This window comes from Bacillus testis (assembly GCF_001243895.1).
In the GTDB taxonomy this organism is placed as follows: Bacteria; Bacillota; Bacilli; order Bacillales; family DSM-1321; genus Bacillus_AD; species Bacillus_AD testis.
The window spans coordinates 1,704,116-1,714,763 of record NZ_LN851186.1 but is presented as its reverse complement, the minus strand read 5'-3'; the positions used below and the strand labels follow the sequence as shown (position 1 = coordinate 1,714,763).

Sequence of the window (10,648 nt, the reverse complement as noted above, 5' to 3'; positions counted from 1 at the left end):
ACTACTGTCCGGAAAATTTCTTTTTAACGTTACATTCGTCCCTTTGCTTTATAAACAACAGCGAGGATCTCTGCTATCGCTTTAAAGAACTCTTCCGGTATAATCTCCCCTATTTCGGTTTGATCATATAATGCCCGGGCCAACGGGCGGTTTTCAATCATTGAAATATCGTTCTCGGCTGCAATATACTTGATTTTTTGGGCGATGAAATCAACACCCTTCGCCACTACATAGGGAGCATCCATTTTGGTTTCATCATATTTAATAGCAACGGCAAAGTGAGTTGGATTGGTAATGACCACATCTGCGTGAGGGACTTCCTGCATCATCCTTTGCATAGCCATTTCACGCTGCCTTTGCTTAATCTTCGATTTTATTAAAGGATCGCCTTCAATATTTTTATATTCGTCCTTTATATCCTGTTTGGACATGCGTATGCTTTTTTCGTAATCGAACCGCTGGTACAGATAATCAAGTAAGGCAATAAACAATAAGGCCAACGATCCGAATAAACCTACTTTAAGGGTGATATCCCCTAAGGTAGCCAATGCAGCACCTAGTGATTTTTGGGAAAGCTTCAGAATTTCATCCATCCTTGAATAAATGACCATAAACGCGACGATTCCTACAAGGCCGATTTTCAATAAGGACTTTAATAATTCCACGATTGCACGGACTGAAAAAATCCGCTTAAATCCGGAAATCGGATTTATTTTATTTAATTTGACTTGAATGGCTTCGGCCGAAAATAAAACGCCGACCTGCAGATAATTGGCAACTATGCCGCCGATCATGGCCGCAAGCATCAACGGTAATAGCACATATGCTGCTTTTACGGCCATCGTGACAAAGACCGTCTGGACATTCGCCTCCGTTAAAGGCAGCAACATGAATTTTTCAAATGAAATTTTATAAATGCCGATGATGAGGTCTTTCATATAGCCGCCAAGGAAAGACATTACCCCGAAAGAAGCCAGCAAAACGATTGCCGTATTGACATCCTGGCTTTTGGCTACCTGGCCTTTCTTGCGGGCATCCTGCCTTTTCTTAGGTGTGGCTTTCTCTGTTTTTTCACCGGCAAAAAACTGCAAATCGAGCGATAAAGGAACCATTTAGCCACCTCCCATCCATTGCATCAAGCCGCGCATCGTAACCAGTGTATATTTGAATAACTGTGCAACCCCTGACATAAACACGCCCATTACAATGAATAAAACGACAAAGCTGACAATTAATTTAACCGGCATGCCCACCACAAAAATATTCAGCTGCGGCACAGTTCTAGCCAAGATCCCCAATGCAATATCCACAATGAATAAACTGCCGACAACGGGCAAAGCCATCTGGAAAGCGATGATAAATGCCTTATTGAAACTTTTAACCACAAACCAAAACATATGTTCATTGCCAAAGTGAATGAATAATTGGTCAATCGGTATAAACGAATAACTATTAAAAATCCCGTCCAACAGTAAATGATGGCCGTTGGTGGCAAGAAGAAACAATAAGGAAAAAGTATATAGGTATTGGCCTGTCAACGGACTTTGCGCGCCTGTCTGGGGATCGATTACATTCGCAATGGAAAAACCCATCTGAAAGTCGATCAATCCGCCGGCAATCTGGATTGCTGCCAAAATCATATAAGCGATGAAGCCGATCATTAGGCCTACAGTTGCCTCTTTGAGTACGAGCAGGATAAATCTCGAATCTAGCTCTATCTTTGGAATGTCCAATGTATAATACATGATCCAGGCCAAAAAAATACTTAAACCGATCCGTTGCATGGCCGGCACCGTTTTATAGGAAAAGATGGGCATTGTTACAAAAAAACAAGAAACTCGGACAAGGACCAACAGAAAGCCCGGAAAGGCCTGCAGTGACGGAAGTAAAGATTCCATTTCTGCTACCCTACGAATCTATTCAGGTTGGCAAAAATGTCAGTCGCATAGGAAATCATGCGAGTAAGCATCCACGGCCCAAAAAAGATCAGCCCCAGCAAGACGGCGGCAATTTTCGGCACAAAGGCCAGCGTCTGCTCCTGAATCTGCGTGGTCGCCTGGAATATACTGATAATCAATCCGATGACCAAAGCCAGCAGCATAAGTGGGCCGCTGATCATTAAAACGGTATAGACCCCTTTTTCAGCCATATTAATAACAAATTCTTGACTCATTTCATATCACCAACTAAAAGCTTTGTAGTAGAGATTTTACGACCAAATACCAACCATCGACCAATACAAACAGCAGTATTTTGAACGGAAGGGAAATCATGACCGGAGGCAGCATCATCATACCCATGGACATCAGAACACTGGCCACAATCATATCGATCACCAAAAACGGAATAAAGATCATGAATCCAATCTGGAAGGCTGTCTTGATTTCGCTGATAGCAAAAGCAGGGACTAATGCGGTCAATGGAATATCCTGAGTGCTCTTTGGTCTTTCCAATTGAGCATATGATAAAAACAACTCTAAATCTTTCTCTCTAGTCTGAGCACTCATAAACTCTTTGAAGGGACCAGTTGCCTCTTCGTATGCCTGTTCTAGATTAATTTTCTCTTCGAAGAGCGGCGTCAATGCCTTTTCATTCACTTCTTGAAAGGTCGGGGCCATAACGAAAAAAGTCATAAAGAGAGCAATGCCAATCAGGACTTGAGTGGGCGGCATCTGTTGTGTGGCAAGCGACGTTCTGACAAAGCCCAGCACAATAATGATCCTCGTAAAGCATGTCATTAAAATCAAAATGCTAGGAGCCAACGATAGCACAGTAAAAACCAAAAGCAATTTAACCGAAGAAGACACGGCGGAAGGATCGCTGTTATTAAAAAAACTCATAAATTCATTCATGCCTTGTCTTCCCCTTCTTCTTCATGTACTCCTCTTTCAGTGCTTTACGGTTGGCAGAGAGCTGGTTAAGCTGCTTTTTGAGCTGGTCCGTAAAGGGATCTGCCGTCGCTCCAGTTTCTTTTTTCCTAAGCCCCCATTTTCCGAACACGTCGGCAGATGCCAATTTGGCTTCGGCTGCCGCATTGAATTCTTTCAACATATCGTTGATTTCATCTTTATTTGTCATTTCGTGGAGCAATTGCACATCGTCGCCAACACCAACCACAAATAACTTATTGCCCACTTTAACTACCTGGATGGATTTTGCGTTTCCCAGGCTTGCCCCCCCAAGATTCTGGACCAACTTTCCGTTTTGGTAGCCTTTGCTTCTCTTGTTGACGAATTTAAGCAATACAAATAAGAGCGCTATGACGAATAAAAAAGCAGCCATTACGCGAAATATATCCGAGAAACCAATGCCGGCTGAACTTTCTGCAGAAGATGGAGATTCTGTTTTTTTCGGCTCTTTCGTTTCCTTGGGCTCCTTGCTATGCGAGTAGGCTTCTTTGACAGAGCCTTCCTGGACCTTATCTTCTTGAGCGTATCCTGAGGCCGCAAACATAAAGAAGAAACAAAAAAACAATATTCCTACTACATATTTTTTAACTCTTACAGACAACGTCTTACACCCTCTAACTGCTGTGATGACAACTTTGCGGCGGCCACTGAATCATGGTTCCCAGATGGACGGCCGCCGATGTGCCCTTACGAAAAACTGTGTATTAGCCTAATGTTTTATTGATTGCTTCAAGTACACGGTCTGCTTGAAACGGCTTTACAATAAAGTCTCTAGCTCCTGCCTGGATGGCGTCAATAACCATTGCTTGCTGCCCCATCGCCGAACACATAATAATTTTCGCTGAAGGGTTCATTTTCTTGATTTCCTTTAAGGCTGTTATGCCGTCCATTTCAGGCATGGTAATATCCATTGTCACCAAATCAGGCTGTGTTTCTTTATATTTTTCGATTGCCTGCAAACCGTCGGCAGCTTCACCGACAATTTCGAATCCATTTTTTGAAAGAATATCTTTTATCATCATTCGCATGAATGCTGCGTCATCCACTATCAGAATTTTATGTGCCATTTATAGTACCCCCAACTGTTAACGTAATTTTTTTAAGCGATCGCTCTGGCTGATAATATCCGTCACACGGACACCGAAATTCTCATCGATCACCACAACCTCTCCCTGTGCAATCAGACGGCTGTTGACCAAAATATCTACCGGTTCGCCAGCGAGTTTGTCCAGCTCCACGATAGATCCATTTGACAAATCCAATATTTCTCTAACCGATTTAGTAGTGCGGCCCAGTTCGACCGTAACCTGCAATGGGATGTCAAGAAGCATATCCAAGTTTTTAATGCCCGTTTCCTGGGTCTCATAAGTTTGGAAAGTCGAAAAACTCGCAGGCTGGACATGCACCGGCTGTTTTGGCTGCACGGGCTGTGAAGCGTATTGTTGCTGGGCATGCTGCTGCGGAGCAGGTTCGTATGGCTGCTGCATTTCCTGCGGCCGATATTCTTCTGTATAAGCAGAAGCAGTTTGGGCCTGGACGCTTTCTATTTCGTTTTGGGCCGCATGAATCTCTTCTTCCGCCGGTATGTGATCCTGCTTGCTCACTGGTGCTGTATCAGCAGGTCCATTCAACAATTCACCCACCAGCTCTTTGGCGAATTTGACCGGCAATAGTTGCATAATACTGGAGTCGATTAAGTTGCCTATTTTTAAGCGGAATGAAATTTTCACCAAAAGGCTGTCCGGCGGGATGCTTTCTTCCCCTTGGCCAGCCTCAATATTTAATAAATCAATGCTTGGCGGAGAAATATCCACTTTTTTATTAAAGATGGTAGACATAGAAGTGGCAGCTGAACCCATCATTTGGTTCATGGCTTCCTGAACGGCGCTCAACTGGATTTCACCCAGCAGGTCTTGCGGGTTTTCGCCGTCGCCTCCAAGCATCAAATCGGCAATAATGCTGGCGTCGCTTTGCTTGATCACCAATAAATTAGACCCTGAGAATCCGACCGTATATTCAACTTGAATCGCGACATAAGGATGAGGAAATTCTTCGTGCAACTTATTCCGGTCGATCAGGGACACGGTCGGGGTGGTAATTTCCACTTTTTGATTCAGCAATGTCGATAAAGCAGTTGCCGAACTGCCGAATGAAATATTGCCGATTTCTCCAAGCGCATCCTTTTCCATCATACTTATATAATCATCAATCAGAGGAGAATCCATAAAGTCATCATCGTCATCATCTGTACCTTTGAGCAATGCATCAATTTCATCTTGCGATAACATATCTTCACTCATCATCTTCTTCCTCTCCCCCCTTCACAATATCTAAAATTTGAATCGCCATCTTATTGCCGACTTTGCCCGGCTGCCCCAAGAATTTTGGTATGCCGCCGACCTTCAGGCTGAACTGGCTATTCAAATGCGTATTCAAATCAATTACATCGCCGATATCCAGCTGAAGAAAATCTTGGACCGTAATGTCTGCGGTGCCTATTTCTGCAACTAAAGATACCTTTGCGTTTTTTACTTCCTTTTCGAGTTTTTCCCGTTCATGCGGCAAACGATCCCTCTGTGAAGTCTGCATCCAATAGTGGACGGAAAGCTTTGGTATGATCGGCTCCAGCACGACATGCGGTATACAGATATTGATCATCCCGCTCGCTTCCCCTATTTGTGTATTCAGCGAAATGACAATGACTGTTTCATTCGGCGAAACCATCTGCAGAAATTGCGGATTCACCTCAAACTCCGACAGGATGGGATCAATATCCGCTAACGTCGCCCATGCTTCCTGCAGGTGCTCAAAACCTCTTTCAAACAAATTAGACATGATTTTTGTTTCAATTTCTGTCAGCGTATCGACTTTATTAACGCTCGTTCCCCTGCCGCCAAGGACCCTGTCCAACATGGCATAGGCAATATTCGGATTGACTTCCATGACGATCCTCCCATCCAATGGCGGAACCTCAAAGACATTGAGGATTGTCATCTTAGGAATTGAACGGATAAATTCCTCGTACGGTATCTGGTCGACACTGGCAACGGAAATCTGCACATACGTCCTTAATTGCGCGGAAAAGAATGTCGTCAATAGTCTGGCGAAATTCTCATGGATCCGGATCAAACTGCGGATCTGGTCTTTAGAGAAGCGCAGGGCTCTCTTAAAATCGTAAACTTTTACTCTGTTTTCAACCTCTTCTTTTTTTAGTTCATCGGCATCCATCTCGCCAGTAGACAGAGCTGATAACAAGGCATCGATTTCATTTTGCGATAAAATCTCACTGGACAAGCTTAATCACCCCCCAAAAGTGTCATTTGCATTGAACTGTATCGCTTCTATTGAATGATGGAGGAGGTAACTAACACTTCTTCTACCTTTCCGTCTTGCATAATGCCGTTGAACTTATCCTTAAGCTTGCTTTCAAGGTTCGGCATCCATTGTTCGCCTTCCATTTGCGAGGACTTCCATTGCGAAAGTTCCTTGATGATAATATTCTTCACCTGGAAATTGCGCTTTTCCAATTCTTTTTTGGCGCTTTTACTGTCTGTTTCAATCATAAAAGATATTTTTATAAATCCATTTTCATCTAAATTCGTCGTGATTTCCGGCACTTCCACTGAAGTCTTAACAATCTGGTCAATAGACGGCCCTTTGCTGTCGTCTTTCTTCGTATTAAGCACCATGACCAAAGCGATGGCGGCGACCAACGTGATGACGACTAAAATGATGATCATGATCGTCAGCGGCTTATTCTTCTTCATCTTGTACCCCCACAATCTCTTGCCGTCCGAAAACGCGTATGGATCTATAAAATGCCGAAATGGCTGCTGTCATATCTGCTTCGGACTCGCGCACCAAATATTTATGTCCATTTGTTAATGTAATAGTCGTATCGGGATTGTAGTCAATCCTTTCTATGTACATCGCATTCAGAGAAAACGGCTTGCCGTTTAAACTAGTTACTTTAATCATTTTATGAGGAGCCCAGGATTCAATTAGCCGGGGCTCCTCCCTCCCTTACTCTTTATCGTTTCAGATTGACAAGCTCCTGCAGGATTTCGTCGGATGTGGTGATGATTTTCGTATTCGCCTGGAATCCGCGTTGGGCGACAATCATTTCCGTGAATTCTTCGGAAAGGTCGACGTTGGACATTTCTAGGGTGCTTGAAGCAACCGTACCAGTGCCGCCTTCGCCTGCTTTAGTAAAAATAGCATCCCCTGAATTACTTGTCGGTGTAAACAAATTACTTGCAGACTTTTGTAAACCGCCGGAATTTGCAAATTTAGCAAAAGAAATCGTTCCAGCAACTGATAGTCCCTCGTTTTGAGTTACATCTCCATCTCCATCTCCAACCTTTTCTTCTCCCCCACCATTCTCACTTGTTTTAGTTGCTGGAATAAAACTTACTTTTCCGTCTGGTCCAATTGAGATATCCTTCGCATCTGTAGGGATTTTTATTAATGATTTAGGTTCTTGATTAGCATTTTGACCAGCATTACCTGTATTAGAATCTTGATCGGCATCAGTTTCTTTACTTTCGTATCCCAAAACATATAATCCTTCACTGTTGATCAAATAACCGTTTTTATCTAAATAAAAATTACCTGCTCTTGTATATTTTTTTTCTAATATAGTAACAGCATCATCGTTATCCCCGGTTCCTGGTTTAACCATGGCTTCTGCCACTACAAAGTAGCCATCCCCACTGATCGATAAATCTAATGTTCTTCCGGTAGTTTGTGTGCTGCCAGAAGTTTGAATCGTATCGATTGCTGCCAACTGTGAACCTAACCCCACTTGTTTTGAGTTGACACCTCCTCGCGTACTAGTAGCCGCACTTGCACCAGACAAGTTTTGGCTCAGCATATCCTGAAAGACAACCCGCCCTTTTTTAAATCCATAGGTATTGACGTTCGCAATATTATTCCCAATCACATCCAGCTTTGTTTGAAAGTTTTTCATCCCGCTTATTCCTGCGTACATTGAGCGTAGCATGTTCTTTTCCCCTTTCTCCGGGCCGCTTCTTTCATTCAGCAGGCCCCAAGGCCCCCTTTTAAAGGTCCAGCCTTAATCGATTAGTATAGTTCCATTTATATTGGTAAAAATCTGTCCGGCCGCTTCATTTCTCCCCATTGCCGTGACAACTACTTTGTTTTTAGTGCTTACGATGAGTGCCGCATTATCCAAGAGAACCAGTGAATCGGTGATGCCTTTTTTCTTGGCTTCATTTGTTTTTTCATTCACTTTGTCCCATGTTTCCTGTGAAATATCGATGCCTCGCTGCTGCAGCCTCATAGTGGCATGTTTGCTGATCGATAATTTTTCGGTTTTTGCAGCCGCTTCCCGCAACTGTTCTGAAAATCCGCCATTTGCAATGAAAGGGCCTTGTTTTTGTTTTGTGCCAATTAAAGCGCTGGCATGTATGGGAGGATGCTGAATTTGCTGAAAAGTAGGTTTCAATGCAATCACTCCCTATGCTGAAATTTTCGTGATTTGGTCAGCCGTGATCGTGGTAGCTGCATTGTCGTTCAATTCATACAGCACTTTATTGTCTTTAATAAAGACAGATTTTACGATAGCATGCTGCTCTGTTTCATCTTTTTTCCAGGTGACATTGCGCCCGATCAGCTCGCTTGCCTGCAGCAATGATCCACCGGTGCCAGCAGCAGATCCTGATTGATTCACTTCTGATATATTGGCTGGTTCCAGTTTCGTTCCGTCTTCAAGTACAAAGAAAACAGAACCGTCTTTATATTGAATGGTTTGAATCGTTCCTGTACCTTCCTGAATGCCCGGGTTCCCATTTGGTTCATCTGATTCCTGGATTTTATGCCATTTGACTTCCTTCCCAACGAATTGGTTATACGTAATCAGCTGGCTTTGCTGCTGCATGTTCGCCAGTTTTTCGAAGTTAGTGGCCATATTGGTCATTTGCTCTAAGGATGAAAACTGTGCCATTTGGGCGATAAAGTCTTTATCCTCCATCGGGTTATTCATATCCTGGTTTTGCAACTGGGTCATTAAAATTTTTAAGAAAGCATCTTTACCAAGCGTATCGCCTGTATTTCGTTTAGCTTGCTGCTCTTTTAGATAGTCTGTATATAAAAGAGATTGATTGACTGAAGCTGTCATTAACCTTCCACCTCGCTTTGGTCCATCGCATTCGCGAATTGGGATAAAAATTCATCGTTCTCTTCTGTTTGTTTTTGATGCTGTTGTTGATTTGGCTGTTGCTGCTGGCCTTGCTCCCTGCCCAGATTCCTTTCTTGGGGCAAACTGCCCAACCCTTGGGAAATTTCTATTTTTTCGACATGGATATTCTGGTTGGCAAGCCCTTGCTTCAGGCTATGCATCTGGCTATCCATAATCTCTTTTGCAGTGTTTGTACTTGTCATAATTTTAGCCATCATGACGCCGTCTTTTTGGATCAATTCCACTTTCAAGGAACCAAGATTCTCCGGGTTCAGCCTAATCAATAATTTTTGCGTTCCGTTATGGCTGGTGAAATGAGCTTTGTTCAGTATATTTTCAAACGCTTTTGTAAACTGCTCGGCATTTATTGTTTGTTTATTGCTGCCCATATTCCATACATATTGTTCAACTTTGGTCGTGGGCAAGAATGGATTGTTGGGCGTTGTTGAATCAATCGTCATATCCTTTTTTAGAATTTGACTATCCATATTTGATGAATCAACTTTTAAAGCAAACATATTTTTAGGGATATTTAAACTCGTTTGTCCAGCAAGTAAACGAGGGCTATCCTTTTTCCCAGCCATGTTAAACTGTAAAGTCCCCTTTAATTTATCGCTGAATTCTTCCAATTTATCCGCTAACTCTAGCACTAGCCCTTTTTGAGGATCACTAGTAATCTTATGGTCTGCAAATTGGGTAATCGCTTTTGATCCTTTTAGCAAGTCCATCAATAGTTGCAGCGGATTTTTAGAAGATTTCCCTTCCCCTTGTATAGCTGTACTGGTATTTAATTGCTTTACTAACTTGGTCAAATCATTTCGGCTATTTATTTTATCTATTAGATGAATTAACTCTCCCAAAACGTTTTTTACGGAAACCTCATCCATCGGCAAATTACGATTTGGCACTGTATCTACCGATTGTGGAGTTATAGTTTGACTTTTATTTAAGTCCTTTAATAAAAGAAACATCGATTCAGTATTGGTTTCCCCATCTGTATAAGCACCGAGCATATTATGCTGTTGTAATCCCTCTTGGCCAATAAGCGCATCAGATCCTGCAGCACTGATTTTCCCCTTCTCTATCAAAGGATTTATTCTGCTCTCTTGATTTGACAATTCATTGTTCCTGGAACTTTTGATATATTCAGGCGGCATTTTCGCCATATCGTTCAAGGCTAACCGTTCAATTAGAGTTGTTAACCCAGCAATCATTCCTGCCATGCTGCTGACATCTAAACCCTCATCCTTCAAATCCTCAAGTATTTCCGTTTCTGAGATTGAATGTTCATCAGCCGTTGTTAATGGCAACAATGCCTCCTGCTCTTCAGAAGGTGGATTTAGGATATCTACCAGTTGTTGCAGCAAGTTCTTAGTCCCGTCAGTCTGCTCTTCCCCATTGGTGTTTGAAGGGCCGATCGCTAATTGGTTTGATAATAAATCGCCAAACTTCCCTGTCTCGTCCGGTCGTTTTGGGCTTAATGATGCTCCGCTTGCCGCCATAGACTGAATGGCCAACATATTCATATTTTCACCTCCCT

14 protein-coding genes are annotated in these 10,648 nt (G+C 42.8%); all 14 read right to left on the bottom strand.

The features are described from left to right. Positions 1 to 29: 29 nt before the first annotated feature. Positions 30 to 1,112 carry a flagellar biosynthesis protein FlhB gene (gene flhB, locus BN1765_RS08925; RefSeq protein ID WP_050614792.1) on the bottom strand — a complete coding sequence of 361 codons (1,083 nt, stop codon included), beginning with the start codon at positions 1,110 to 1,112 and terminating at the stop codon, positions 30 to 32. Next, positions 1,113 to 1,898: a flagellar biosynthetic protein FliR gene (gene fliR, locus BN1765_RS08920; RefSeq protein WP_050614791.1), complete on the bottom strand. Its 786-nt coding sequence runs from the start codon at positions 1,896 to 1,898 to the stop codon at positions 1,113 to 1,115. A gap of 5 nt (positions 1,899 to 1,903) precedes the next feature. Continuing rightward, positions 1,904 to 2,173, bottom strand: coding sequence for a flagellar biosynthesis protein FliQ (fliQ, locus tag BN1765_RS08915; RefSeq protein WP_050614790.1), 270 nt, complete (start codon positions 2,171 to 2,173; stop codon positions 1,904 to 1,906). Between the two features lie 13 nt (positions 2,174 to 2,186). Further along, a complete protein-coding gene (gene fliP, locus BN1765_RS08910) occupies positions 2,187 to 2,852 on the bottom strand; it encodes a flagellar type III secretion system pore protein FliP (RefSeq protein WP_050614789.1) in 666 nt (221 codons plus the stop codon). Further along, positions 2,845 to 3,510 (bottom strand): flagellar biosynthetic protein FliO, encoded by a 666-nt coding sequence (locus tag BN1765_RS08905; RefSeq protein WP_050614788.1) that lies wholly within the window; start codon positions 3,508 to 3,510, stop codon positions 2,845 to 2,847. Before BN1765_RS08905 ends, fliP begins: the two co-directional genes overlap by 8 nt. A gap of 103 nt (positions 3,511 to 3,613) precedes the next feature. Further along, positions 3,614 to 3,976: a response regulator gene (locus tag BN1765_RS08900; protein ID WP_050614787.1), complete on the bottom strand. Its 363-nt coding sequence runs from the start codon at positions 3,974 to 3,976 to the stop codon at positions 3,614 to 3,616. 18 nt (positions 3,977 to 3,994) lie between these two features. Further along, complete coding sequence (fliY, locus tag BN1765_RS08895; protein WP_050614786.1) at positions 3,995 to 5,212, bottom strand: flagellar motor switch phosphatase FliY; 1,218 nt, start codon at positions 5,210 to 5,212, stop codon at positions 3,995 to 3,997. Beyond that, positions 5,202 to 6,203, bottom strand: a complete 1,002-nt coding sequence (gene fliM / locus BN1765_RS08890; protein WP_050614785.1) for a flagellar motor switch protein FliM — start codon at positions 6,201 to 6,203, stop codon at positions 5,202 to 5,204. Before fliM ends, fliY begins: the two co-directional genes overlap by 11 nt. Before the next feature lie 47 nt (positions 6,204 to 6,250). Then, positions 6,251 to 6,676: a flagellar basal body-associated protein FliL gene (gene fliL, locus BN1765_RS08885; RefSeq protein WP_050614784.1), complete on the bottom strand. Its 426-nt coding sequence runs from the start codon at positions 6,674 to 6,676 to the stop codon at positions 6,251 to 6,253. Continuing rightward, on the bottom strand, positions 6,663 to 6,887 hold the full coding sequence (locus BN1765_RS08880) for a flagellar FlbD family protein (protein ID WP_050614783.1): 225 nt from the start codon (positions 6,885 to 6,887) through the stop codon (positions 6,663 to 6,665). Before BN1765_RS08880 ends, fliL begins: the two co-directional genes overlap by 14 nt. Before the next feature lie 52 nt (positions 6,888 to 6,939). Beyond that, positions 6,940 to 7,911, bottom strand: coding sequence for a flagellar hook-basal body complex protein (locus BN1765_RS08875; RefSeq protein WP_050614782.1), 972 nt, complete (start codon positions 7,909 to 7,911; stop codon positions 6,940 to 6,942). Positions 7,912 to 7,983: 72 nt separating this feature from the next. Next, positions 7,984 to 8,385: a TIGR02530 family flagellar biosynthesis protein gene (locus BN1765_RS08870; protein ID WP_390621172.1), complete on the bottom strand. Its 402-nt coding sequence runs from the start codon at positions 8,383 to 8,385 to the stop codon at positions 7,984 to 7,986. Positions 8,386 to 8,388: 3 nt separating this feature from the next. Next, entirely contained in the window at positions 8,389 to 9,048 is a 660-nt protein-coding gene (gene flgD, locus BN1765_RS08865; RefSeq protein WP_050614780.1) for a flagellar hook assembly protein FlgD, read from the bottom strand. Then, complete coding sequence (locus BN1765_RS08860) at positions 9,048 to 10,634, bottom strand: flagellar hook-length control protein FliK (RefSeq protein ID WP_050614779.1); 1,587 nt, start codon at positions 10,632 to 10,634, stop codon at positions 9,048 to 9,050. The genes flgD and BN1765_RS08860 overlap by 1 nt, the downstream gene beginning before the upstream one ends. Positions 10,635 to 10,648: the final 14 nt, after the last annotated feature.